The organism is Francisella hispaniensis FSC454 (assembly GCF_001885235.1).
GTDB classification, from domain to species: Bacteria; Pseudomonadota; Gammaproteobacteria; order Francisellales; family Francisellaceae; genus Francisella; species Francisella hispaniensis.
The window spans coordinates 1,327,581-1,352,912 of the sequence record NZ_CP018093.1 but is presented as its reverse complement, the minus strand read 5'-3'; the positions used below and the strand labels follow the sequence as shown (position 1 = coordinate 1,352,912).

Sequence of the window (25,332 nt, the reverse complement as noted above, 5' to 3'; positions counted from 1 at the left end):
TAAGATGGATAAGTTTTTATCAATATTTGTTGGCGTATTAATCATAGTAACTATTGTAACTATATTTATTCACCTATTTCCTATAGCTATAAAAGTATGTGTTATTTCAGCTATTATTAGTGCAGTAATTTATGTAGTACTTAAAATGATTGAGAAGTTTAGTAATTAGATTATTTAAATTTAAATATATTTAAATAACTCAATAACTAAAATAGTTTTTTGTTATTCCAAAAGTAGAGAATTTAAGATTTTATAGCTTCTATGAGTCTCTAATTTTATTTATCAGCAAGTATTGATAATCGAGTATCATAAAAAAATCAGTAACAAGTATTTCACTTAGTTATTTATTTTTTGTATTCTGATATGAGTTGCTATTTTTATTTGGCTTGAAATATAGGAAGAACTGCTATGAAAATAAATAATATTTACGATATTACAGATATGCATAAAGCAGCCAAAAAAAGATTACCTAGAGTTTTTTTAGACTATATTGATAGTGGTTCATATCAACAACAAACAGTATATGAGAATGAGCAAGCATTTAGAAAGATTAGAATAAATCAAAGTGCATTTAAAGATTGTAGTCATAGAAATCAAGCTATAGAGATATTTGGTTTCAAATCTAGTGTACCATTTGCAATAGCACCAACAGGTCTGGCTGGGATGTTTTGGCCTAAAGGTGAAATAGCATTAGCACAAGCTGCTGAAAAGCTTGGTATTGCATATACTATGAGCACTATGGCTATTTGTTCTTTAGAAACTGTAAGAAATGAAGTTAATAATCCTTTTTGGTTTCAAGTTTATCTTATGAAAGATAGAGGTTTTACTAAATCGCTACTTGAAAGAGCAAAAGTAAGTGGTTGTAAGACAATTTTTGTTAACGCAGATTTACCAGTAAGTGGTATTAGGTATAGTGATATGCGTAATGGCTTATCAATTCCTCCTAAATTTGGCATTAGAGATCTAATTAATATTATCACGAAACAAAATTGGAATTGGGGATATTTATTAAGTAAAAATAAACAGTTTGGTAATTTAAGTAGTCATATTCCAACTGGTGCTAAAGGGATGAAAAGTGTCATAGATTTTATGGATTCACAATTTGATCAAAGTGTTACCTGGAAGGATATAGAGTGGCTAAGAAGTATTTGGGATGGTAATTTGGTAATAAAAGGTCTCTTGAATACACAATGCGCTGAAAATGCAGTAAAGATAGGGGCTGATGGTATTGTAGTATCTAATCATGGAGGAAGACAACTTGATGGTGTGTTACCAACTATAGAAGCTTTGCCAGCAATAGCTGAGAAAGTAAAAGGCAATACAAAAATAATTTTAGACAGTGGTATTAGATCAGGACAAGATGTCATAAAAGCTTTAGCTTTAGGTGCAGATTTCACTTTAGTTGGTAGACCGTTTTTGTATGGATTGTCAGCATTTGGTCAAAAAGGTGTAGAAAAAGTTTATGATATAATCAAAAAAGAGATAGATAATACTATGGCATTAGCAGGAATCTCAAATTTAAATAACATTTCAACTGATATTGTAATTAATTATTAGTCATTTCTTTTAAAGCCCACTATTTATCTATTTTGTTTATCGTAGGTTAATAAATTGATAAGATTTTATACTTTTTTGTAGATTTTCTAGCCTCATTTAAATCTTCATGATTTGAAATCGCTAAATTCATAAAGATAGAGATTATAGAGACTACAAGTAATAAAGTTAAGAACATTCTTCATTCTTATAGTTTCTTATGTTTTCTTTAAATTTATCTAAAAATGAAAAAACTATGCTTTAGAAAATTTCACATAATTTTATTTCGAACTCAGTTTATATCTAGTATTATTTTAATTTATATAAGTTTTTAAGTTTTTTATAAAATGCAACAATGGCACCAGTTAGAGTTTACGCTAAAATCTAAATATTTTGATATAGTTGAGAATTATCTTTTTGATAATGATGCAGGTTCTGTAACAAGGATAGAAAAGTCTGATGATATTATTAGTGTTACAGTATTGTATGAGAATCATAATAATATAGATACGACTATTAAAAATATTCAAAAAAAGTTTGAAAATATAATAGAAAGTGAAATAAATTACGAAATAATCAAAGATCAGCAATGGGAAGCAGCTTGGTTATATGATTATGAACCTATAGAGATCGGTAAGAATATAGTTGTTTATCCAAATTGGCGTCAGCCTCCACAAGATAATAAGCATACATATATAATAGTTGATCCAAGTATTGCTTTTGGCTGTGGTAATCATGAGACAACTAAAATGTGTCTTGAATGGTTAGAGCAGCATGTTAGCAAATATTCAACAGTGCTAGACTATGGTTGTGGTACTGGAGTGCTAGCTATTGGAGCTGTTAAGCTAGGGGCAAAGTATGCTGAAGGTATAGATATCGATCCAAACTCAATAGAATCATCTATTAAAAATGCTCAAGAAAATAGCGTAGCTGATAAAACTCACTTTAGTGATAACTCTCCTACACAGCAGTTTGATTTGGTAGTGGCTAATATTTTCTCAAATGTGCTAATAAGTTTAGTTGAAAACATTACAACTAGCCTAAAACAGGGTGGTAGGTTAGCTTTATCGGGAATTATAGAGAATCAAGTAGATGAGGTTCAACAAGAGTTTAAAAAATACGGTATAAAATTTGATAAATCCAAACAAATGGGACAATGGTTTCTATTAGATGGTGTAAAATATGGGCTTTAAAATAGCAGATATAGAAATTGAAAATAATGTTGTACTTGCACCAATGGCTGGTTTTTGTGATAGTGCGTTTCGTACTATATGCAAAGAGCATGGGGCAGGGCTGATATATACTGAGATGGTTAGTAATAAGGCTGTAGTAGAGCGTAATTGGGAGACCATGGAAATGCTCTATATGGAAAATAGTGAAAAACCATTAGGTATACAGATATTTGGTACAGATATTGATAGCTTTGTTGGTGCTACAAAATATATCGCAGAGAATACTGAATGTGATTTTCTGGATATAAATATGGGTTGTCCTATGCCAAAAGTTGCTAAGAAGTTACAAGCTGGAGCGGCACTTCTAAAAGATGTCAATAGAATCCATGAGATACTTACAGCGGTTGTTAAAGCAGTACATAAACCAGTAACTGTAAAAATGCGTATTGGTTGGGATGATCAAAATATCAATGCTATTGAGGTGGCTAAAGCATGTCAAGATGCAGGTGTAAGTGCTATTGCTATACATGGGCGTACACGTGAGCAGATGTACACTGGTAAGGCAAATTGGGATATTATCCGTGATGTTAGAAAAGCGGTAGACACGGTAGTAATTGGCAATGGTGATGTGTTTTGTCCACATAGTGCTAAGGCTATGATAGAGCATACAGGAGTAGATGCTGTGATGGTGGGGCGTGCATCTCGTGGTAACCCTTGGATTTTTAGGCAAATTGCTGAATATCTGAATACAGGAGAACTAATACCGCCACCAACACCAGTTGAGCGTGTTGAAGTATTAGGAGAACATCTAAGAAGACTCATTAAACTAAAAACTGCCAAAGTAGCTGTAAAAGAAATTCGTACTCATGCAAGTTTTTATCTTGCTGATTTACCAGGCTCAAAAGAGTTTCGCATGAAGTTAAATCAGTTGGAGCATGAACAAGAGATTTTTAAAGCTTTGGCAGAGTACAAGCATAGTTTTAAATAAATGTTTGGGACTATTCTAGATCACTAAATTATCTAGGGATAGTTTTGAAGAGAAAAGTATATTAGGTTCATATAAACATAAGATAAGTTAATTGAGTTACTTATAACCACAAGCTATGTCAGAATCTTTTGTTAAGGTTGAAGTTCTATGATCTTATTATAAGTTGTTTGATTCTTACAGCGATTACGCCAATCAGCATTGCATAGATAAAATTAATAATTACTGGTACAATATAGCCAAATATTACAAAATATACTCCATCAAGATAGATTAGAGCTTTTTGTGGTGTTTTATCAATGTAGCTAGCAACCCATTGAATAAAATCTTCGCTAAAAAACAGTTGTGGCGCAACTTGGATTTTTGTAGTAAAGACAATATTGCATAATGCACCAATAAAAATTCCTGGATTTGTGAGTAAATGTTGATAGTCTATATTGCTAATTTTAAATGATTTAAAGTAGACAATCTCTAGATGGTTATATTCACATAAAACAAAAATTAGTAGAAAAACCACAATATAAATTCTAAAGTTTAATGGTGGTAGTTTATTTAGTAGATACATTTTAATAGCTAAGGCTGTTAAAATCACAAAAATAAATGCTAATAAAAATATTCGCGCATTTAGATAAGAGCTTAAAACCAATATGAAAGCACAAAATATTAGCCAGTTAAATAATTTCCATAACTTAGGTTTAATAATAGTGTTAGTGGTATCTTCGTCATTATTTTCAAGTTCGAATGTGTTAGCGGATTTTTTGCTTTTAAACAACATATGTTAGATTTATTTATTTTTTATACTATTATGGGGTTTTAAAAATTTTTGTAAAACATTATAGTATTAAAATTACAGCATAATAAAGTTTGAATATGAAAAAATACCTCATAATAGCTGTTTGGTTTGCTTTATACAGTTCATCATTTGCGATGGCACAAAACAATGTGGCTAAGCCTTCGGTTGAGAACTATAAGACTAAGATTATGAATATTGATCAGCAAATTGTACAATTAATTGCTGAGCGTCGTGGTTGGAGAGATAAAATGTTAAAGCTTGAGAAAAAGCAAAATTTACCAAGTTATGATCCATTTAAAGATCAATCATTAACTAATACACGTACATCATTTGCGATACAGTATGATGTTTCTCCAAAGTTGGTCGCTGAAGTTTTTGATATTTTAAATAATAAAAATTTGCAACCAGCAGATCAAAGCTTTTAATAACAAGTATATAAGAGGTAAAAATAACATGTCTATTTATGACTTTAAGCTAATTGCTAATGATGGTTCAGAATATCATCTACCTAAAAATAAAGTACTTTTGATAGTTAATGTTGCAAGTAAGTGTGGTTTTACTAAGCAGTATCGAGGTTTGCAGCATTTGCATAAAATATATCCAGCTTTGGAAATTGTTGCATTCCCTTGTAATTCATTTGGTGGACAGGAGCCAGGTAGTGACGAAGAGATCAAGAACTTCTGTGAAACTAATTATAACGTCACATTTCCAATTATGAAAAAAACCAAAGTAAATGGTAAAGATGCTGAACCATTGTTTGAGTATCTCAAAGAAAGAGCAAAAGGAGTCTTAGGAACTGAAGCTATAAAGTGGAATTTTACTAAGTTTTTAGTATCGAAAGATGGTGAGACTGTTGTAAGGTATGCACCTAAAACTATACCTGAAGATTTAATACCAGATATTGATAACTTTCTAAAAGACTAAAACTAATATAATCAAACAAATTTCATTTTTTAAGAAATAAGCAATATGATAACTACTTCACTATCTTATATTTCATCGCTACTTTTGTTATGTAGTGTAATTGTATTAATTTCAAGTAAATCTAAGTCAAAAATATTTGAATATTTTCCAGCTATTGTGATTATTTATTTTGTAATTGTATTACTGTCAGCTTGTGGCTTTTGGGATACCAAATCCCCAGAGATAATTCAGACAAGATCACAACTACAAGATTTAATATTACCAATTATGTTATTTTTGATGCTAATCCGCTGTGACATTCGTATGGTGATTAGGCTTGGACGTAAGCTACTTATTGCATTTTTTGGTGCAAGTATAAGTATAATTATTGCGTTTGTAATAATGTATCTAGTTATTGGTAGATATATATCCCCAGATGCTTGGAAAGGTTTCTCAGCACTATCAGCTAGTTGGATGGGTGGTACTGGTAATATGATTGCTGTCAAACAGGCTTTAGCTACTCCTGATAATCAAATGGGTTATATACTTTTAACAGACTCGATTAGTTATACTATTTGGTTTGCATTTTTATTTGCGCTGATATCACGGGCAAATATCTTTGATAAATGGACAAAAGCAGGTTGTATCCAAGAGCATATTAGTAATGTTAATATTCACGATCCTTATCATCTTAAGGGTGAAATTAATTTTGTTGGAATATTTTTATTGATTGCAATGGCATTTACCGCTACAGATATTGCTACGATACTCTCTAACTACCTACCAGCAACGGAGCTAATTTCAGCTAAGACATGGACTATACTTTTAGTAACATTATTTGGCTTTTTAGGAGCGATGACACCAATTGCTAAAATTAGGAGTGATAGTATTATTGCTAGTATATTCTTGTACTTTTTAGTAGCGCTTATAGCCTCAGGATCAAGTTTCAAAGGTTTCTCTCAAGCACCAATATATCTAGTTTGTGGACTTATGGTACTTGTTATCCATGCTATACTTATGGTGATAATAGCCAAGATTTTTAGATTAAATTTAGCAATGTGTTCGATCGCTTCATTAGCTAATATTGGCGGGATAGCAGGTGCGCCAATTTTGGCAAGTGCGTATACTAGAAGTTTGGTTTCTATTGCTGTGGTTATGGCATTACTTGGTTTTTTGGTAGGTACACAAGGTGGCCTAATTGTAGCTAAGATACTTTCAGGATTTGCATTATGAGTAAGATAATTGATATAAAAACATCTATCATTAAAATACCTCTTAAGAGAACATTTGTAACAGCGGTGCGAAGTACAAATCATATTGATTCTTTAGTTGTTGAATTAACTCTAGATAATGGAATTAAAGGTTATGGTGTTGCGCCAGCTACAACTGCTATCACTGGTGATACTTTACAAGGCATGCAATATATTATTAGTGAGATATTTTCTCCAGTTATAGTTGGCTCATACTTATCTGACTACAAAGATATTTTAGAATGGGCTTTTAAAAAAGTGATGTTTAATTCTGCGGCAAAAATGGCTATAGATTTGGCATGTCATGATTTATTGGCTAAAGAGCAAAATATCTCAGTAGCCAAACTACTTGGCACAAAAGATAATATTATCGAAACAGATATTTCTATAAGTTGTGGTAGTGTTGCAGAAACTATACAAAATATCCAAAATGGGGTTGAGGCTAATTTTACAACTATCAAAGTCAAAACTGGAGCTGATTTTAATAGAGATGTCCAGTTGCTTAAAGCTCTTGATAGTGAGTTTAGCAAAAATATCAAATTTAGGTTTGATGCTAATCAAGGTTGGAATATAACACAAACAAAACAATTCATTGAAGAAATCAGTAAATATAATTTAGATGTAGAGATAATCGAACAACCTGTTAAATATTATGATATAAAAGCAATGGCTGAGATTACTAAATTTAGTAATATTCCTGTAGTAGCAGATGAGTCTGTATTTGATGCCAAAGATGCAGAACGAGTTATAGATGAGCAAGCATGTAATATGATAAATATTAAGCTTGCTAAAAGTGGTGGTATCCTAGAGGCACAGAAAATTAAAAAACTAGCTGATAGCGCAGGTATATCATGTATGGTTGGCTGTATGATGGAGTCGCCAGCAGGTATCTTAGCTACAGCAAGTTTCGCATTAGCAGAGGGTATCACAGTAGCTGATCTTGATCCGTTAGATTGGGTTGCTAAAGATTTGTATAGTGATTATATTACATTTAATGAACCTGATATTATCCTAAAAGATAATCTAAAAGGATTTGGTTTTAGTTTCTAGAAATATTTATAAATGAAAACAGAAAAAGTCATAGTTTTAGTACATGGTTTTATTAAAAATAGTAAAGACATGTCATCTTTAGCTAATTTTTTGAAAGATGGTTATGATGATATTTTAGCTGTAGATTTGCCAACTACATTTGTAACTATAGATGTCGCAGTTAACAAACTTTGCCAAGTTATACAAAATATCCCAAAGACAAAGTCTATCATCTTTATAGCTCATAGTATGGGCGGTATAATAACATGTATGACCATTGATAAGTTACAGCTTACCAGTGTTGAAAAATGTATATTTATAGCAACACCGTTTGCAGGCTCAAAGGTTGCTGATTTTGGCGATAGGATTCCCTTTTATTCTAGAGTACTCAAACCAAACAAAGAACTAAAAGTAACTAATAATTATCTTGAGATTTGTAACAAAATTGCTGCTAGGATTCCAATAGGTCTAATTGCTGGCAATAAACATTCACGATTTAATCTATTAGCTAAATTTTGTCTAAAAAATGATCATGATGGTTTGGTTGAAGTAGCATCTGTTTTTGCGGTAAATAGTGCTGATAGAATTATCTTAAACAAAAATCACAGAGAGATTCATCATGATGATGATACATTAAATAGAGTAGCTTGTTTTTTAGAAACTGGTAAATTTTAAATTCAATCAAATACAATTAAGCTAAAATAAAATCTTGTGTTGGGAATGAAGTATTATTTCTTGAGTTTATTTGATGAGCAAAAGTAGCGAAGCTTGTTGAAACTATGCTGATTATAAAAGTTGCTGCTACTGTTAATTTTTTCATTTTATTACCTTTTGATTTTTTAGTCTTTGAGTTTATGTGGCTATTATCACATTGATTTTTATATATGTAAACCTAATGATTTTTATAATATATATCAATTTAATTTATATAATTTGAAGTTTTATAGCTGATTTATATTGAGAGTGAAGATTGTTTTATTTTATTATAGATATATTCAGTGATATAAGTTGAGTTATCATGAACTTTCTAACATTAAAACAAAATCGTCAAATTGAAGAATATGCTACTTCCCAACTATTAAACCTTATAGAAAATGCTTCTGATGAGATTGTTAAACTTATTTGTACTAAGTTTGATAAACAAAGTAAAGTTTTAGTAGTAGTTGGTGCTGGTAATAATGGTAGTGATGGTATTGCTGCAGCTATCAAGCTTTATAATAAAGGTTATAATATTGATGTTTACCGAATTTTTCCAAAAGGTAATCCAGATAATCAAAATTATTATCAAGAGTTTTTAAAGTTAAAGACGCCTTTAGATAAATTACCAGATATTAATAATTATGATGTTGTAATTGATGGAATATTTGGCATAGGCTTAGATAGAAATATAGAGGGAGATATTTTAGAAATTATCAAAACTATAAATAAAAATGCTAAGTACATTCTAGCAATAGATGTACCAAGTGGATTAGGTGCTTTTAATGCTAAAGTATACGGTGAGGCAATCCAAGCAAATGAGACAATTACATTCTTAGCAGATAAGCAAGGTTTGCATAGCGGAGAGGGTTTAGATTATGCTGGTGAGGTAATAGTTGCTAAGCTTATTAGCCGTGATAATATCAAACTTAGTAAGTCTAAATATCAAGTCTATAAAAATAATATTCAAAGCATAAATCTAGACAATATCCTAAGAAAAAAGAAAAATACTAGTAAAGGCACTTATGGCAATCTAGCTATAATCGGCGGTAATGTTGGCATGAATGGTGCGCTACAACTAGCAGGTAAAAGTGCTTTATACAGTGGTTGTGGTAAAGTCTCGTTGATTCCTCTAGATAGAGGTTTTCGGACTGATATATCCGTACCTGAATTAATGACTAAATCATTAGATACTATCTCAAAAAACTCAAATAGTTTTTCAGCTCTAGCTGTTGGAGTTGGTTTTGATATAACTAATGACTCTCAACAAACCTTAGAGTTGATAATAGATAATATAACTCAACCAGCAGTTTTTGATGCAGATGCTTTAAATATAATCTCAACTAATCAGCAAATTAGAGAAAAATTTATCCAGTTAGAAAACAAAATAATAACTCCACATCCAGCAGAAGCAGCAAGACTACTAGGCTGTACTACCCAAGAAATTCAAGATGATAGATTTGCTGCAGTTGGAGCTTTAGCTAAAAAATATAATGCTACAGTAGTACTAAAGGGAGCAGGAAGTCTAATTTGCAAAGGTGATGAAATCTATATAAATGCTACAGGTAATCAAGGTATGGCAGTAGCAGGGCAAGGCGATGTATTATCTGGGATTATTGGAGCATTTTTAGCACAAGGTTTAGATACTTTATCAGCTGCTAGATTAGCTGTATATGTGCATGGTTTAGCTGGTGATAGTATTGCTAAAAAATTAGGTGGCTATGTTGGTGTGTTGCCAAGTATAGTGGCTGAGGAGATTTGTGAAGTATTGAATTTATTCAGATAGAAAATATACTATACATATAAATTTTCATAATGACCTTAATCTTTTCTCTTAAAATCAATTATTTGTCTACGCTGTTTTTTTGTGGGTTTCTCATGACTTAGTAAGTTAGCAGTTTTTCTAAGAATAGCTTCTTTTTCTCTTTTTTCGATACTTTGTAGAGTTTCTATATAGAGCTTTTGTGCTTCTGTTGCAGACTTTCTAATCTCATCTAAAGCTTCAACAATTATTGTTTTTTTTATATAACCTTGTTGAATTTCATAGATATCGCCAATATTTACAGTTTTACTTACTTTTGTTTTTTGTCCTTGAAAGTGTATTTTGCCACCTTCGATAGCTTTTTTTGCTAAGGCTCTGGTTTTGTAGAATCTAGCAGCCCATAACCATTTATCTAGTCTTACACTCATCTTTGTAAATATTGATATAAAAGATAGTTTTGATTATAACTAATAACATCTAGCATTTTAACTAGTTTTAAAGTCTGTTATCCTAAAAGGCAGTTTAATATGTTTTAGAAAAGTAAAAAAATGAATAAAACTATAAATTTACATAAAATGAAAACTTCTCTAGATGCAGCAAATAATGCTCGCTATGAATTAGAAGATATTTGTCTTAATGATTATATTGGTCAGCAGCTGAAACTTGAGTTTCTTGATGAAATTAATTGTGTCGCCTGTGGAGTTAAAACTAAAAAAAGCTACTCACAAGGCTATTGCTTTATGTGTATGCGAAGATTACCTGAATGTGATATTTGTATCGTTAAGCCAGAGTTGTGTCACTTTGCCGCAGGTACATGTAGAGATTCAAGCTGGGGTGAGCAAAATTGTATGAAAACTCATATAGTATATTTAGCAAATACAGGTGATATCAAAGTTGGTATTACTAAGCTTAAAAATATCCCATCGCGTTGGATAGATCAGGGCGCTAGCCAGGCTATTCCAATTTTTGCTGTCGAAAGTAGGCTAGTATCAGGTCTAGTTGAGGTTGCTATCAAAGAGTATATATCAGATAAAACAAATTGGCGTAAAATGCTCCAAGGCGAGCCTGATAATAATATTGATTTTGTGACTTTAAGAGACCAACTTATCGAAAAGTCTAATGAAAAAATAACTGAGATAAGAACTAAATATGGTCAAAATAGTATTGAGCCAGTAGAAGCTGAGATACAAAATATAAATTATCCTATCCTTAAATATCCAACCAAATTAAAATCTTTCAATCTAGATAAAGATCGTCTAATTGATGCAAAACTTATTGGTATAAAAGGGCAATATCTGATTTTTGATAGTGGTGTGATAAATATCCGCAAATTTAGTGGCTATAAGTGTAACTTATCAGCATAGATTTAAACTATATGAGATTTACAGATATGGTTTCAACTTTTTTATAACTAATTACAAACTTGAATTTGAAGATATACATATAGGAGATTTTTGGTTTTAAATAGTTTGTGTTAGACTTTGTAGGGCAAATTCTATGTCTTTCTCTGATGCTTGATCATTTTTTCTATTTCTATATACACTTAATATTTTTTTGATTAGACCAGCTTGGTAATGTTCTTTTGAGATTTGTCGTTTTTTTAGTTTTTGGATATCTTTAATTATTGATTTAATCGCGATTTTTCTACTAATCATATAAGGTGATTGAGGGTATAACTTAAATGCTAGCCAAAGTCCGATAGAGCCAACTATAGTGCTCATTCCAATAGTAATAGATTTTGCTACTTCAAAATCCATATGGTTGCTAGGTTGTACTATCGAGATAAAGCCTATACAGAATCCTAGGCTGTATGTTTGGTATTTAGGTAATGCCAAAATAGCTATTCCTAATGATAAAGTCCCAAGTAAAACTAATATCAATAGCTCAAAGTAACCAACTACTTGTGATAATAGATTCAAAGTTATAAAGATACTAATAGGTATTGACAGAAATAGACCAATTACGACATTTCTTACCATATCCGCTGGATTTGGAACCGCAGTAAATAATTGTGATAATAAACATGGACATATCATCATCATCAGTATACTTGAGTTACCATTAACGTGTATCCAAATTAAATACATACACAGTAATAGAAGAATTGTCCTAGAAATAGCAATAAAAGTAACAGCTGGATTTGTGTAATTTATGAAGGTGTAGGATGATTCTGTATTGTCAATATTGTTAGAGTTAGAGAGCAACTTTTGATAACTATAAATTAAACTGTTGATTTTTTTAATAACTTTTTTTAGCAGATAGTTATTTGAATCACTAACTAAAGCGTGTTGAGTTAAGTCAATTTTGTCTAGATTAGTTACTATGTTTTCTAGATCTTTTTTGATAGCTGAATCATCGTCTTTTTTTGCTAGGTTTTTTCTCAAAAAATGAACAGTTTGGATTAGTTCGACTACTTTATTTGAAAAGGTGACATAGTTTGTTTTAGCTATATTTTCATATTTTGCGGCACTTAAATCATTATCAAGAGTAACAAGATTGTTAAGAATATTTTCTACTTTTAGATAATATTTTTTATTATTGTTAAAGTCTTGAGTAGAGAACATTTCTTTAATATAAGCTACAGTTAAATCAAATCCTTGGGTTGCATTGTTTTTCAAAGCTTTTTCAACCTTAAAAGGTAAAATATAATAGTTTACAAAACATGAGCATAAGCTACCGATTGCCATTTCTGTAACTCTAGAATATCCTGTATGAAAAACACTTTCACTTGTAGTAGATGTAGGATCGGCAATAGCATAAAAAACAACGATATTACAAGTTGTATTTGCTATAGCTAACGCATACATAAAATTTGGATGAGACATATTAACAGAGAAAAACATTGTTACAGCTATAAAAAGACATAAAGCTAATAAAGCTAGTACTGGATAAGGCAAGAAAAAATTTACTATCAAAAATCCAACACCCACTCCGATAATTGATCCGCAGATTAGAACCAGAGCTTTTTCTATTATAAAACCAGTTTCAGGTCGAGTTTGTAGAAATAGTGCTGCAATCATTGCCCACATTGGTTTGTCTAAGTCTAGACTCATTGATATTCCAAGTGCTAGAGTAATAGCTATACATGCCTTAAAAGTATGTAAAGCGTTTTGTGTATTGAAGATCGTTGGTATATCATCTATCAATTCTTTTATCATTTTATAGTTACCGTTGCATTCATTCCTGATACAAGTTCTATATTGCTTGGTACTTTATCTAGAGCAATATCAACAGGTATTCTCTTAGATAGTCTAACCCAGTCATAGGTTTCTTGTACTTTAGGTAAAAGTTGATTATTTACATCAGTATTATTGTCAGCGACTGCCTTACCTATACTTATTACATGTCCATATAATGGCGATCCGCCACTCATAAGTATTATTTTGGCTTTGTCATCTATTTTGATATGTGGTAGTTTAGTTTCCTCAAAATATCCAGTGACATAAAATGAACCAGCTTTTACTAAAGACATCACTGGTTTAGAAGATACAACATAATTACCTTGTCTTAGGTCAATGTTGTTGATAGTTCCATCAGCAGGAGCATATACCTTTGTTCTGTCTAGGTTAATCTTAGCTAATTCAGCTTCAGCTTTGGCTTTCTCAAGATCAGCTTTTCTCAGTTTTTCTTGCATTGCATAATCATCTAGCTCTTCTCTACTTATTGAGTCATCTCTGCCTAGTCTTATTCTTCTTGAATACTGCTTTTCAGCAAGATGCCATTCAATCATAGCATGCTTTAATTCTGCTTCTTTACCTTCTAGGGTCGCGGCATATCTTTGGTCATCTATTGTAAAAATTAACTGTCCTTTTTTAACTTTTTGGTTATCGCTGACATACATTTTGGTTACAAATCCTGAGACATCAGGTGCTATTGTGATAATTTTTGCACGGATTCTACCATCTCTTGTCCAAGGGGAATAAAGGTAATATTGCCACATCGCATACAGTGAAAAAAGAGCTAATAAAACAATTGCTATACTGACTATAGATTTGGTATTTTTGTTTGGCATATTGATTAATCTCCAAATATAAGTATAACTAGCCCAAGGTAACAGAGAAACAGAGCTAAATTCAGCCAAGAAAGCTTTAGATTAGTGTATTTTGACATGAGTTTAGGAGCAATTAAGTTTGTCAATATGGTTAATATAAGCGCTATTGTAACAAATAACAATAATGGTGAGAATAGTAAACCATCAAACGTAAGTACTGGCATATTTAAGCTCCTTGATATCAAATAAAAAATAAATAATTACTAGAGATATAAGAATATTTTTTACTTTTATGAAATAGGCTTCTTATTTAAGTATTTTTTAATTTTTCCGTAAGATTATACAATAATCTTTTGGCATTTTACATTTAAAAAAGTTATTATAAGCATTAAAATATAAAAAAATTGTTGGGTAATTATTCTTATGAGTGAAGACAAAAGGATTCAGGTAATAAGTAGAGCAGTTAATGTATTGAAAAGTATAGGTAGTAAGCCAGATGGTATGAGTCTAGGTGAGATTGCTAAACAAATATATCTACCACGCTCTACAGTACAAAGAATAGTAGCAGCTCTTGAGATGGAAGGTTTTATAAGAATTGAAGGTGCAGGAAAAATCTTACTCGGTCAAGGAATCTTTAAGTTAATTTCTTCTTGTTATGCTGATATTATAACATTAACGCAAGATTCATTAAGTAAGCTTAGTGAAAAAGTACATGAGACAGTATCATTAACACAGTCTTACGATAAAAATCTCCTCGTATTGCATAGATTTGTTGTAAACAGAGAATTACAAATAACTCCAAGGATTGGGGCTCTGATACCTATTCATAATACAGCTGCAGGTAGGGCTCTTCTAGCTTTACATACAGATGATAAAATTGTTGAACTTTTAGGTGAGCAAATCTCCGATAATAAAGAATTATTTGAAAAAATTGCAAAAATAAGAGTTGAGGGTATAGATGTTGACTACAGTCAATCTGTAAAAGGAGTAGTTACTATAGGAGTAGCAGTAAAAACTTTTTTAGGAAGCTTTGGGATTGCTATACTTGCGCCCCAGCATCGCTTTGATAAAAACAAAGAGTTTTATGTTAATGAGTTATTAAAGACTAAGTCAAAAATTATAGATGAGATAGGAGTTAAATAATCTAGAAAATTAAGTACTTTTGTGAGTAACTTTCTAACTCTTTAGAGAGTATTTTTTATTTAAGATATTTATCAAGGAACTTAAATACAAGTTCCAAGTTACTTTTGCTTTCAAATTTTTCTCCACCATGCTTAGCACCATCGATAATTACTAATTCAACTTTGTCTTTTCCAATAGTCTTAACTAATTTATTATATAAATTTATACTTTGTTGGACAGGCACGACATTATCAACACTACCATGTTCTATAAGAAAAGGAGGAGTATCTTTACTTATATATGTTTCTGGGTCAGCCATTTTGACTTTTTGAGGACTGTTGCCTACGTTACTACCAATGTACAAACTTTCAGGTGAATCATCTTGTGAATGAATTGGCTTACCTAAACCAGACTGTCTAAATTCATCATCCATTTTGCTAAAATTTGTAGGTCCAAACCAGTCAACACAAGCCTGTACATTTGCTGAATATTCTTTATTACCTAAACTTAAATCATCTAGCTCGGTTATTTTATTTCCAGATGTGGCAGCAAGAGCTGCTAAATTAGCCCCAGCAGAATCTCCCCAAACAGCTAGAGCGTTTGGATTTAGATTGTATTTGCCAGCATTTGCTTTGATAAATCTAATAGCTGCTTTGATATCTTGGATTTGAGCTGGAAATTTTGCTTCATTAGCTAAGCGATAATTGACTGAAACTACAGCATAGCCATATTTAATGCCCTCTAGCATAGGTTTTAGTTGATAGTCAGCCTTATCTCCACCTAAGAATGCACCACCATGTATAGCAATTATAACAGGATATGGTTTAGCAAAACTTTTATCATTAGGTAAATAGATATCTAGTTTTTGTGCATTTGACAATGAAGCATAAGGTATATTTAGATATTTGCTTTTAACCCAAGAGGTATCGGTTAAGTTAGATCCAGTATTATCAGGAAGTATTTGATACTGATTATTCGCTTTATACTTTATATATATAAATATTCCCATTATTATCAATACAATTATTATAAAAAGTATTATTTTATTGTTGTTTTTAAACATTCTTGTACCTCACAATAAACATTTGCATATCATTTTAAAATAGCTATATTACTATCATAAATCAATATTTATTATATTTGTTTAATGTCTAGCTCAATTCTTGTCTATTCTTATTTAAAAAATTGACAATTAAACCCTTTATGAGAGAATTAGCAAACATTAGAAAATCTTATAAAACTGAGTTAATTAAATATAAATATATGTCTACTAATGATTGGAAAAAAGCTCTTAAAGAATCTTTCTCTTCACCTTTAGAATTATTAGAGTTTTTGGAAATAGATAGTGAAGAAGCCAAAGTTTCATTAAATATAACCAAAAAATTTAAGATGATAGTGCCTAGATCTTTTGCTGATAGAATGCAAAAAGGTAACATTAATGATCCATTGCTCAAACAAGTTTTGCCAACTATCAATGAGGAGTTGATAGATCAAGCCTATAGTAGCGATCCACTTGATGAAAAAAACATAAATATCATGGAAGAGTTCTGCTAATATTCATTGTCGCTATTGTTTTCGTAAAGAGTTTGACTATAAAGAGAATATTCCTGGTAGAAAAGATTGGCTGCAAGCCTTTGAATATATAGCAAATGATCAAAGTATCGAGGAGGTTATATTAAGCGGAGGAGATCCTCTTTTAAATAACGATGAGATATTAGAATTTTTTGTAGAGAATATCCAGCAAATACCTCATATCAAAAGGCTTAGGATCCATTCAAGAATACCTGTAGTGCTACCAGAGCGAATGACTACAAAACTTTTAAAGATCCTTTCAGAGCATAGACTTGATACTATATTGGTGATACATGTTAATCATCCAAATGAATTGGATGATAATATTATTAATCTTCTAAAAGAAATACATAAATACGGCATAATTATCCTAAATCAAAGCACATTACTTAAAGATATAAATGATGATGCTAATGTATTATATGCTTTAAGTACAAAACTGATAAAAGCCAAAGTAATTCCATATTACATACATTCATTAGATACTGTCTCGGGAACTAAGCATTATAATGTCGATAATGCTAAAGATATTATGAAAAAGCTCTCAGAAATTTCATCAGGGTTTATGGTGCCTGTGTTGACCAAAGAAATTCCAGGATATCCATCAAAGAAATGGCTGTCTTTTCATAGCTAATTAAAAAAGTGTTGATGTTTTAAAATTTTATAACAACAAATGAATCAATCATTCTTATCTTTAGATTTTTAGATAAATTTTTATCCTTATTTGTAAGTTATAATAAGTTTGAGTCTATATACTTATAACAAAACTGACCATCCTATTTTTATCTATATAGCCATTTTATAGTATATACTGTATGTATGTGGAATTATATTAGATGATAATTCTATAAAATTCATTCTTAGCTAGACCTTTAATTATCAGCTTTTTTTGATCTGTCAAACCTTTAACACTGATACGAGAAAATATTTCTACAGGTCTTATAGTGTTGATAAATATACAAGGAACTAGTTATGAATAAACAATTATATGGAGTCATAGCAACTTCAAGTGATCAAAATGAAAAGAGATTGCCAATTAATCCAGAACTATTATTAAAAATACCTAGAGATATTAGAAATACTCTTATATTTGAAGCTGGTTATGGAGAATCTTTTGGTGTTTCTGATGAGAAAATTATTAGCTTAACAGCAGGGGTAGCTTCACGCCAAGAAATATTAGAAAATATTGGTAATGTAATATTACTAGCTCCAACCTTCGAAGATTTAGCTAAAATTAAAGAGAGTGGTACGATTTGGGGTTGGACAAATTGTGTTAGAGATAAAGAAATAGCACAATTAGCTATTGATAAAAAATTAACACTTATTTCTTTTGAATCTATGATTTCCTGTGATAATGAAGAAAAAATAAAGAAAAATGTATTTCATGAGGTAAATGAGTTAGCAGGCTATGGTGCTGTGTTACATGCTCTTGGCTTAAAAGGTATAGATGGTAGATATGGTAGTCAAAAGAAAATATTAGTAATAGGCTTTGGGTCAGTCAGCCAAGGAGCTATACATGCTTTATTATCTAGAGGGTATAAAGATATAACCGTATGTACACGCTATAGTATTGCAACATTACCGAATGTAATTAAGGGATGTAAATATATTACAGCACCAAAAAATATATCTGATAGTAAGAAGTTTGTAGAGCTTCTTAATAAATCAGATATCGTAGTAAATGGAATTTCACAAGATCTAACAAAACCAACAATGTTTATGAAAGAAAAAGATCTTGGGAAAATAAATCCTAAATGTTTAATTATAGATCTTAGTTGTAACGAAGGTATGGGATTCTTTTTTGCCAAATCAACCACATTTAATAATCCTATGTTTAAAGTAGAGACTATAGATTATTATGGAGTCAGTCATGCATCAAAATATCTTTGGGATAGTGCTACTCAATCTATATCTAAAGTAATAAATGATTATTTATCGACTATTACTTTGGTTAAAGAGAATAAAGCAAAGAGCAAAATATTATCAGATGCCACAGATATAAAAGAGGGCTTAGTTAAGAATAAAAAGATAATTTCATTTCAAAGAAGAGAAAAAGAATATCCTTATAATTATAAATCGTAAGGATAATTAGATTAGATAGATTTTATATTAACAGCAGCCATTTTGCCTCTGTTTTCTTCAAGTTCAAAGCTTATTTTTTCGCCTTCACGTAGAGAACTTAAACCAGCATTTTCAACTGCACTGATATGAACGAATACATCTTTGCCACCATCCTGAGGCTCTATGAATCCGAATCCTTTAGCTGTATTAAAAAATTTAACAGTACCTTGTCTCATTGTTTTATTTCCTTTTGTTTTGTTGTTTATATAAGTTAAATCACATTGGGCTTAGTTTCAAACTTTAACGATTTACTTATAAAGGATAGAATATTGGAAATAAACTTCTGATATATTAGTTTCGTAGTAGTCAAATAAAGTTACAATATAAATAACTGTTACTAATCATATAGTATAAAAGTGTTAATTGAAAGTTTTTTAATGAAATTTCGGTATTTTAGTTAAATCAAAATCTTCTTCATACTTATCTAGATCTTTTAGATATAAGCATAAATCTTGAAAGTCTAAACAGCTTTCTACCATCGATGATTCTTTATTATCATTAAAATCTCTATCTGTCATATGGTTTATCAAATTAATAAACTGCTCCATAATTTCAGTATTTAATATACTCATTTCTGCTGCTTGAGCTATACTTATTTTTTTTGATTTTCTTATTTTCTTAACTAAATTGGTTATATCATGAAAAATAATTTCTAACATTTTATTATTTTCAAAATCAATGAATGTACTTTTTGGATTAATCATTCTAAATCAACATTATTAAATAGATGATTATTATACTCTTAAATAAGAGCATAATCTTAGTTATATCCATATATGTTACGTAATATGTATCTTTAGAGGATACTTTGTATTACTATTAGTAAGGTATAAATAAAATAAAGCCTCTAAATCTTCTTTAGATACTTCATTGCTATTTTGCTAATAATATTTTTAACCTTAAAAGAACTCTAATAGTTCTTAATACTCTAAAATTAAGAGAGGATAATATGCCAAGAATAATAGTTGACCCTAAAAAACCTTTTGATATTAGTCTAAGAAACTTCAAAAGGGCTTGTGAAAAAGCAGGTATCAAACAAGAGCTTAGAGATAGACAGCATTACGTAAAACCAACACAGAAGAGAAAAATGGCTAAAAAAGCAGCTATAAGTAGAGCTAAGAAAGAGGCGAGAAGGTCTTATTCTTATTAATTTTTACCATTTAAGTCTACATTTGCATCAAGAATAGTCATTTCTAACATTCAAATAGATTAATAGTTTAGTGGGTTTGATGATGTTAAACTCCAAGGAACTAGCTCTATATACTGTCATAAAAACTTTGTTTAAATTAGCTTTGTTAGAGTATAAAAACTTGGGAACCATTTCTCAAGTAACTGTTTTTATTCTTAGCTAAATGCTAAAGAAAAATAATAAATATAAACGAACATTTAGACATAAAAAAAGCACACATTGCTGTGAGCTTTTAGTAATGGCGGAGAAAGAGGGATTCGAACCCCCGGACCTGTTACAGTCAACGGTTTTCAAGACCGCCGCTTTCGACCACTCAGCCATTTCTCCGAACTAATGAAGTATATTATACAAATATTTATAAGTTTTGCAAGGCAATTTTAGTCAAAAAATCAAAGATATTTGAGATTTTTATATCAACTTTGTTAAACGATAGTATATCATCAATATGAAAGTATTTAAGAGAGGTTGTAATGATGGTGGATTATTTAGCAAGAAATCAAAATTGGGCAAAAGTAGCACCATGGGCTGGGATATTTTTTACAGTATTATTATTTGCTAACTTTTCTGTATATGATCCACATTTTTGGGGGTTAATTAATATTCCTTTGTATTTATTTCATCAGACAGAAGAGCATTATATACCCGGTGGCTTCAAAGATTTTATGAATCGTACAGTTATGTCACTACCACAAGGTCAGGAGAAGCTTACAGATATTAAGATATTTTGGATAAATATCCTTATGGTATGGCTAGCATTTGCTGTTTTTGGTGCCTTGAGCTTTATTAATTTAGGTTTTGGTTTATTGATTATAATTTTTAGTATTATTAATTGTTTAACACATATTGCAGAAGGTATTAAGCGTAAGAGCTGGAACCCAGGATTAGTAATGGCATCTATACAATTTGTGATATCTCTATTTGCGGCATATTATGTTAGTGTCCATGGGTTAGATAATCCTATAGCATGGTGGCTGGGTACCATAATATTTTCAATAGTTGCACATATTTTATTATTTAAATTTGTAATGGCTAAAGATTAGTCATATTTTTACTATTATCAATAGACTTTAATCATTCTAAGTATTATTATTTTGTTAAAAATCTATCTATAACCCGATACGAGGTTAAAAATGTCAGATAACAGATATCAAATTACCAAGAAAGTTACTCTTGTTGGCATGTTTATAAACGCTTTGCTTGCTATATCTAAAACTTCAATAGGTGTGATAGGGCGTTCACCAGCATTATTTGCTGATGGTATACATTCATTTTCTGATCTTTTAAGTGATTTCATGGTTTTATTTGCGGCTAAGTATGCAAATAAAGGAGAGGATCATAATCATCCATATGGGCATGAGCGATTAGAAACTTTAGCAACATTAGTATTATCAGGTTTATTGATAACTATTGGTTTTATGATAGTTTATCATTCTCTTGAAAGCTTAGTTAGTGGTGAGTATGTTATACCAGATAAATTTACTGTCTATGCGGCTATTTTCTCAATTTTGGGTAATGAATTTATCTATCAATATACTATGAGAGCTGCAAACAAGATTGATTCTGATTTGCTAAGAGCTAATGCTTGGCATAGTCGCTCTGATATGTGGTCTTCAGTAGTTGTATTAGTCGGTTTATTTGGAGCTTTTTTAGGTTTTGCTTGGATGGATACTATAGCAGCATTTATAGTTTGCTTTATGATAGTCAAGATGGGGGTCAAGTGGGGATACTCTGCTGTTGCTGAGCTTATAGATGAAGGTGTTGATGACCAAACGCGTCAAGAAATCAAAGCAATAATTGCAAAAACTCAAGGAGTTGAAGATTTTCATTATCTTCGTACTAGAAAAATGGCAGGAAAAATAGTCCTAGATGTCCATATTTTAGTAGACAAATTTAGTACTGCATCAGAAGGACACTATATTGCAGAAATAGTTAAAAGTAATATTTATCACAATATTGATAACATAAAAGATATAACTGTACATGTAGATGTTACAAATCATGAAAGTGGGGTTATTAAGCAAGATAATTTTGAACCATCTCGTGCTGAAATATTGACTAAGATAAAAGAATTTTTTGCTGAAAATAATATCAGTGAAAATGTTCTTTTGGATAAGAAAATGTCGATATATTATTTTGACGATGAGATCTTGGTAGATCTATATGTCAAAAGATCTAATGATTTAAAAAGGCTCTCACAAGAATTGAGTAAATTCTCCTACAAGCACTATAATATTTGTGTTACATTATATTGTAATCTAGCTAATAGCTAATCTACAAGGAACTAAAATGAAAATAAGAAAAGCTGTTTTTCCTGTAGCTGGATGGGGAACTAGATTCTTACCAGCTACTAAGTCATGTCCCAAAGAAATGCTAACAGTTGTGGATAAACCTCTAATCCAATATGCTGTCGAAGAAGCTATAGAAGCAGGCTGTAAAGAGATAATATTTGTTACTAGCTCAAATAAAAAGTCTCTAGAAGATCATTTTGATAGAAACTTTGAATTAGAATACTCGCTAGAAAAAAAACAAAAATATGAATTGTTAGATTTAGTAAAAAATATAATCCCCAAAGATGTAAGTTTTTTCTTTGTACGTCAACCAGAGGCGCTAGGACTAGGGCATGCGGTTTTATGTGCAAAACCACTAGTTGGAATTGAGGATTTTGCAGTTATATTACCTGATGATTTAATTTACAATCATGATTGTGGTACTGGTACGCTAAAGCAAATGGTTAAGGCAGTCGAAGGTACTGATATTAGAGGCTGTATTGCAACTCAACAAGTTAAGAAACAAGAAACTAACTCTTATGGTATCGTAGCAAAAGATCATGATAATCTGATCAAAGCAATTGTAGAGAAGCCAGCCCCAGATAAAGCACCATCAACTAATGCAGTTGTAGGTAGATATTTATTACCAAATAAGATTTTTAGATGTTTAGAATCAACTTCAGAGGGCGCAGGTGGTGAGATTCAACTAACTGATGCTATCGCTAAATTGTTAGATCAGGATGAGAAAATTTTGTCTTATGAGTTTAAGGGCACTCGTTATGATTGTGGCAGTAAATTAGGTTTTTTAATCGCTAATTATGAGATAGCTTTACAGCATCAAGAGTTAGGACATAAATTCAAAGAATACCTTCAAAATAGATAGTATTTATCAAATATTAATAATTGTTGTTAAATATTAACTATCTTTATTTAGTAGCAAAATATTACAATTTTAGCTAAATATGCTAATATGAGATTTAGTATAAAATTTAAAGACAAGTCGTATGTCGTACTCTAAGTTTCAAGTATCTCAAGATTTTATTGACCAAGCGCATATTAATTCAGAACTATATGAAAAACTTTATAAAGAATCTCTAGAAAACCCAGAGCATTTCTGGTCTAAACAAGCTAATCGTATACACTGGCATAAGCCTTTTACTAAGGCTTACAATAGTAGCTTTGCTCCAGTTGATATCAAGTGGTTTGAAGATGGAGAATTAAATGTATGCTATAACTGTGTTGATAGACATCTACCAGCAAGGACAAATCAAGTTGCTTTTATATGGCAGGCTGATAATCCTAAAAAATCTAAGAAAATAACCTACCGAGAGTTATATCATCGTGTTTGTGAAATGGCTAATATACTTGAGGCTAATGGAGTTAAAAAAGGTAATGTTGTGACTATCTACATGCCATTAGTACCTGAGTCGATATATGCTATGCTAGCATGTGCACGTATTGGTGCGATTCATTCTGTGGTTTTTGGTGGTTTCTCAGCAGAGTCGCTAAAACAGCGTATTCTTAATGCTAAAAGTGATTTTATCATAACAGTTGATGAGGCTGTTAGATCAGGCAAAAGAATAGCTATGAAAGCAGCTGTTGATAAGGTTGTTGCTGAAATTGATTTTATCAGAAAGGTCTTAGTTGTGCGTAACACTAACGCAGATAATATTAGCTGGAATAATAGTAAAGATATCTGCTATACCCAAGAGCTAAAAAAAGTTTCAAATGAGCATCTGCCACAAGCTTTTGCTGCTGAGACACCTTTGTTTATGCTGTATACATCTGGTTCTACAGGTGCTCCTAAAGGTTTAGTACATACTTCAGCTGGATATTTAGTTTATGCAAGTATGACACACAAACTGGTTTTTGATTATAAAGATCATGATGTCTACTGGTGTACAGCAGATATTGGTTGGATAACAGGACATACATATGTTGTCTATGGACCTCTTGCTAATGGTGCAACATCAGTTATATTTGAGGGAGTACCTACTTATCCAGATGCTTCAAGATTATGGCAAGAAGTCGATCAACATAATGTAAGTATCTTATATACTGCACCAACTTTGATAAGATCTTTGTTAAAGGTTGGTGATGAATTCTTAGCTAATACTCGGAGAAATTCGTTAAGAGTATTAGGTTCAGTTGGTGAACCAATAAACCCAGAAGCTTGGAATTGGTTCGTTGAGAAAGCTGGTAATAACCAAGCACCACTTGTAGATACCTGGTGGCAAACAGAAACAGGTGGACATATGATAACTCCATTACCAGGTGCACATAAACTTAAGCCTGGTTCGGCTTCTAAACCTTTTTTTGGTGTAGAAGTGGTATTGCTTGATACTGATGGTAATGAGATAACTGGGGTTGGTAAAGGCGCTTTATGTATAAAAAGAGCAACACCTGGTATGGCAAGAACAATTTATGGCGATCATGATAGATATCTTCAGACTTATTTCTCTAGTTTTAATGGTTATTATTTTTCGGGCGATGCCGCGCGAAGAGATGAGGATGGTTATATTTGGATCGAGGGGCGTATGGATGATGTGATTAATGTCTCTGGGCATAGAATGGCAACAGCAGAGATTGAGGCAGCGCTAAATACTCATCCAGATGTTGCAGAGAGTGCAGTTGTTGGTATGCCACATGAGATTAAAGGCGAGGCTATTTATGTTTACTGTATTCTTAAAGAGGGTAAAAGTGATACTAAAGAAGCTTTAGATGAAGTTAGAAAATCTCTGATAAAATATGTCAGACAAGAGATAGGTCCTGTTGCAACTCCAGAAGTTATCCAATTTACTCCAGAATTACCAAAAACTCGTTCAGGTAAAATCATGCGTCGAATTTTAAGGAAAATAGCCGCAAAAGATTTCGAAAATTTTGGTGATACCTCTACACTATTAAATCCAGATATAGTAGAGTATCTGATAAAAAATAGATAACTATA

27 protein-coding genes, 1 tRNA gene and 1 pseudogene are annotated in these 25,332 nt (G+C 31.2%); 19 read left to right on the top strand and 10 right to left on the bottom strand.

Features of this window, described 5'->3' with window-relative positions; translation table 11 throughout:
* Positions 1-4: 4 nt before the first annotated feature.
* The 4 genes from FSC454_RS09805 (at position 5) to dusB (ending at position 3,693) form a co-directional block, all read left to right on the top strand.
* Entirely contained in the window at positions 5-169 is a 165-nt protein-coding gene (locus FSC454_RS09805; RefSeq protein ID WP_014547990.1) for a hypothetical protein, read from the top strand.
* A gap of 239 nt (positions 170-408) precedes the next feature.
* Complete coding sequence (locus tag FSC454_RS06655) at positions 409-1,557, top strand: alpha-hydroxy acid oxidase (protein ID WP_066046393.1); 1,149 nt, start codon at positions 409-411, stop codon at positions 1,555-1,557.
* A gap of 323 nt (positions 1,558-1,880) precedes the next feature.
* Positions 1,881-2,726, top strand: coding sequence for a 50S ribosomal protein L11 methyltransferase (gene prmA / locus FSC454_RS06650; RefSeq protein WP_066046394.1), 846 nt, complete (start codon positions 1,881-1,883; stop codon positions 2,724-2,726).
* Positions 2,716-3,693 carry a tRNA dihydrouridine synthase DusB gene (dusB, locus tag FSC454_RS06645; RefSeq protein WP_066046395.1) on the top strand — a complete coding sequence of 326 codons (978 nt, stop codon included), beginning with the start codon at positions 2,716-2,718 and terminating at the stop codon, positions 3,691-3,693. Before prmA ends, dusB begins: the two co-directional genes overlap by 11 nt.
* Before the next feature lie 145 nt (positions 3,694-3,838).
* Here dusB and FSC454_RS06640 read toward each other — a convergent pair whose 3' ends face one another.
* On the bottom strand, positions 3,839-4,465 hold the full coding sequence (locus FSC454_RS06640) for a hypothetical protein (RefSeq protein ID WP_066046396.1): 627 nt from the start codon (positions 4,463-4,465) through the stop codon (positions 3,839-3,841).
* 95 nt (positions 4,466-4,560) lie between these two features.
* On the opposite strand from FSC454_RS06640, the gene FSC454_RS06635 reads away from it, so the two are divergent.
* The 5 genes from FSC454_RS06635 to FSC454_RS06615 are packed head-to-tail and all read left to right on the top strand — an operon-like array spanning position 4,561 to position 8,340.
* Positions 4,561-4,908 carry a chorismate mutase gene (locus FSC454_RS06635; RefSeq protein WP_066046397.1) on the top strand — a complete coding sequence of 116 codons (348 nt, stop codon included), beginning with the start codon at positions 4,561-4,563 and terminating at the stop codon, positions 4,906-4,908.
* Positions 4,909-4,936: 28 nt separating this feature from the next.
* Positions 4,937-5,407 (top strand): glutathione peroxidase, encoded by a 471-nt coding sequence (locus tag FSC454_RS06630; RefSeq protein ID WP_066046398.1) that lies wholly within the window; start codon positions 4,937-4,939, stop codon positions 5,405-5,407.
* Positions 5,408-5,452: 45 nt separating this feature from the next.
* Positions 5,453-6,619, top strand: coding sequence for a DUF819 family protein (locus FSC454_RS06625; RefSeq protein WP_066046399.1), 1,167 nt, complete (start codon positions 5,453-5,455; stop codon positions 6,617-6,619).
* Positions 6,616-7,686: a dipeptide epimerase gene (locus FSC454_RS06620; RefSeq protein ID WP_066046400.1), complete on the top strand. Its 1,071-nt coding sequence runs from the start codon at positions 6,616-6,618 to the stop codon at positions 7,684-7,686. Before FSC454_RS06625 ends, FSC454_RS06620 begins: the two co-directional genes overlap by 4 nt.
* A 12-nt stretch (positions 7,687-7,698) precedes the next feature.
* Positions 7,699-8,340 carry an alpha/beta fold hydrolase gene (locus FSC454_RS06615; RefSeq protein ID WP_066046401.1) on the top strand — a complete coding sequence of 214 codons (642 nt, stop codon included), beginning with the start codon at positions 7,699-7,701 and terminating at the stop codon, positions 8,338-8,340.
* 16 nt (positions 8,341-8,356) lie between these two features.
* Here FSC454_RS06615 and FSC454_RS10115 read toward each other — a convergent pair whose 3' ends face one another.
* A complete protein-coding gene (locus FSC454_RS10115; RefSeq protein WP_014548000.1) occupies positions 8,357-8,485 on the bottom strand; it encodes a hypothetical protein in 129 nt (42 codons plus the stop codon).
* A gap of 198 nt (positions 8,486-8,683) precedes the next feature.
* On the opposite strand from FSC454_RS10115, the gene FSC454_RS06610 reads away from it, so the two are divergent.
* Entirely contained in the window at positions 8,684-10,147 is a 1,464-nt protein-coding gene (locus FSC454_RS06610; protein WP_066046402.1) for an NAD(P)H-hydrate dehydratase, read from the top strand.
* 35 nt (positions 10,148-10,182) lie between these two features.
* Here FSC454_RS06610 and FSC454_RS06605 read toward each other — a convergent pair whose 3' ends face one another.
* Positions 10,183-10,551 carry an RNA-binding S4 domain-containing protein gene (locus FSC454_RS06605; protein WP_066046403.1) on the bottom strand — a complete coding sequence of 123 codons (369 nt, stop codon included), beginning with the start codon at positions 10,549-10,551 and terminating at the stop codon, positions 10,183-10,185.
* 120 nt (positions 10,552-10,671) lie between these two features.
* On the opposite strand from FSC454_RS06605, the gene FSC454_RS06600 reads away from it, so the two are divergent.
* A complete protein-coding gene (locus tag FSC454_RS06600) occupies positions 10,672-11,487 on the top strand; it encodes a DUF2797 domain-containing protein (RefSeq protein ID WP_066046404.1) in 816 nt (271 codons plus the stop codon).
* A 96-nt stretch (positions 11,488-11,583) separates the two neighbouring features.
* Here FSC454_RS06600 and FSC454_RS06595 read toward each other — a convergent pair whose 3' ends face one another.
* From FSC454_RS06595 to FSC454_RS10005, 3 genes are read right to left on the bottom strand one after another with little or no spacing between them, the layout of a single operon-like run.
* Complete coding sequence (locus tag FSC454_RS06595) at positions 11,584-13,281, bottom strand: FUSC family protein (RefSeq protein ID WP_066046405.1); 1,698 nt, start codon at positions 13,279-13,281, stop codon at positions 11,584-11,586.
* A complete protein-coding gene (locus FSC454_RS06590) occupies positions 13,278-14,135 on the bottom strand; it encodes an efflux RND transporter periplasmic adaptor subunit (protein WP_066046406.1) in 858 nt (285 codons plus the stop codon). Before FSC454_RS06590 ends, FSC454_RS06595 begins: the two co-directional genes overlap by 4 nt.
* Positions 14,136-14,140: 5 nt before the next feature.
* Positions 14,141-14,338 (bottom strand): hypothetical protein, encoded by a 198-nt coding sequence (locus FSC454_RS10005; RefSeq protein WP_071794816.1) that lies wholly within the window; start codon positions 14,336-14,338, stop codon positions 14,141-14,143.
* A gap of 199 nt (positions 14,339-14,537) precedes the next feature.
* Between FSC454_RS10005 and FSC454_RS06580 the strand changes: the two genes are divergently transcribed.
* Positions 14,538-15,257 carry an IclR family transcriptional regulator gene (locus FSC454_RS06580; RefSeq protein WP_066046407.1) on the top strand — a complete coding sequence of 240 codons (720 nt, stop codon included), beginning with the start codon at positions 14,538-14,540 and terminating at the stop codon, positions 15,255-15,257.
* Positions 15,258-15,312: 55 nt separating this feature from the next.
* Here the strand turns inward: FSC454_RS06580 and FSC454_RS06575 are convergent, their stop codons facing one another.
* Positions 15,313-16,299 carry an alpha/beta hydrolase gene (locus FSC454_RS06575; RefSeq protein WP_066046408.1) on the bottom strand — a complete coding sequence of 329 codons (987 nt, stop codon included), beginning with the start codon at positions 16,297-16,299 and terminating at the stop codon, positions 15,313-15,315.
* A gap of 200 nt (positions 16,300-16,499) precedes the next feature.
* Here FSC454_RS06575 and FSC454_RS06570 point away from each other — a divergent pair.
* Both FSC454_RS06570 and FSC454_RS06565 read left to right on the top strand, forming a co-directional pair.
* A pseudogene (locus tag FSC454_RS06570) lies at positions 16,500-17,442 on the top strand (KamA family radical SAM protein).
* Between the two features lie 338 nt (positions 17,443-17,780).
* The gene (locus FSC454_RS06565; RefSeq protein WP_066046410.1) at positions 17,781-18,890 is read left to right on the top strand and encodes a N(5)-(carboxyethyl)ornithine synthase; all 1,110 of its coding nucleotides are present in this window, start codon (positions 17,781-17,783) and stop codon (positions 18,888-18,890) included.
* Between the two features lie 11 nt (positions 18,891-18,901).
* On the opposite strand, the gene FSC454_RS06560 is transcribed toward FSC454_RS06565, so the two are convergent.
* Both FSC454_RS06560 and FSC454_RS06555 read right to left on the bottom strand, forming a co-directional pair.
* Entirely contained in the window at positions 18,902-19,105 is a 204-nt protein-coding gene (locus tag FSC454_RS06560) for a cold-shock protein (protein ID WP_066046411.1), read from the bottom strand.
* A gap of 198 nt (positions 19,106-19,303) precedes the next feature.
* Positions 19,304-19,633 (bottom strand): hypothetical protein, encoded by a 330-nt coding sequence (locus tag FSC454_RS06555; protein ID WP_066046412.1) that lies wholly within the window; start codon positions 19,631-19,633, stop codon positions 19,304-19,306.
* Between the two features lie 245 nt (positions 19,634-19,878).
* Here FSC454_RS06555 and rpsU point away from each other — a divergent pair, with 245 nt between their 5' ends.
* A complete protein-coding gene (gene rpsU / locus FSC454_RS06550; protein WP_014715333.1) occupies positions 19,879-20,079 on the top strand; it encodes a 30S ribosomal protein S21 in 201 nt (66 codons plus the stop codon).
* A gap of 278 nt (positions 20,080-20,357) precedes the next feature.
* Here the strand turns inward: rpsU and FSC454_RS06545 are convergent.
* Positions 20,358-20,445: transfer RNA gene (locus tag FSC454_RS06545), tRNA-Ser, on the bottom strand.
* Positions 20,446-20,588: 143 nt separating this feature from the next.
* Between FSC454_RS06545 and FSC454_RS06540 the strand changes: the two genes are divergently transcribed.
* From FSC454_RS06540 to acs, 4 genes are all read left to right on the top strand, one after another.
* Positions 20,589-21,158: an HXXEE domain-containing protein gene (locus FSC454_RS06540; protein WP_156470900.1), complete on the top strand. Its 570-nt coding sequence runs from the start codon at positions 20,589-20,591 to the stop codon at positions 21,156-21,158.
* Between the two features lie 90 nt (positions 21,159-21,248).
* On the top strand, positions 21,249-22,388 hold the full coding sequence (locus FSC454_RS06535) for a cation diffusion facilitator family transporter (RefSeq protein WP_066046414.1): 1,140 nt from the start codon (positions 21,249-21,251) through the stop codon (positions 22,386-22,388).
* A gap of 16 nt (positions 22,389-22,404) precedes the next feature.
* Positions 22,405-23,268, top strand: coding sequence for a UTP--glucose-1-phosphate uridylyltransferase GalU (gene galU, locus FSC454_RS06530; protein ID WP_066046415.1), 864 nt, complete (start codon positions 22,405-22,407; stop codon positions 23,266-23,268).
* A gap of 121 nt (positions 23,269-23,389) precedes the next feature.
* The gene (acs, locus tag FSC454_RS06525) at positions 23,390-25,327 is read left to right on the top strand and encodes an acetate--CoA ligase (protein ID WP_066046416.1); all 1,938 of its coding nucleotides are present in this window, start codon (positions 23,390-23,392) and stop codon (positions 25,325-25,327) included.
* Positions 25,328-25,332 lie beyond the last annotated feature (5 nt).